General features: G+C 38.8%; 1 protein-coding gene. It reads left to right on the top strand.

Annotation, left to right across the window (positions count from 1 at the left end):
* Positions 1-209 (top strand): NB-ARC domain-containing protein (locus tag AM228_RS28800; RefSeq protein ID WP_231636988.1); only part of this gene is annotated, 209 nt, incomplete at both ends.

A 209-nucleotide genomic window follows, 5' to 3' on the forward strand; every position in this document is an offset into this window, starting at 1 on the left:
AATAAATACCCTCAAACAGTGGATCTTAAAAGACCAGATCCGCTTAATCACCATCTATGGATTAAGTGGCATTGGCAAAAGCTTACTAACCAGGCAACTCATCGAACAAATCAAGCCTGAATTTGACTATATTATTTGGAAAAGTCTCACAGAAACTCCCACCCTTTCCTGCCTAAAAAACCAACTACAACAATTTTTTGCCCAGTCAC

The organism is Planktothricoides sp. SR001 (genome assembly GCF_001276715.1).
Taxonomy (GTDB): Bacteria; Cyanobacteriota; Cyanobacteriia; order Cyanobacteriales; family Laspinemataceae; genus Planktothricoides; species Planktothricoides raciborskii.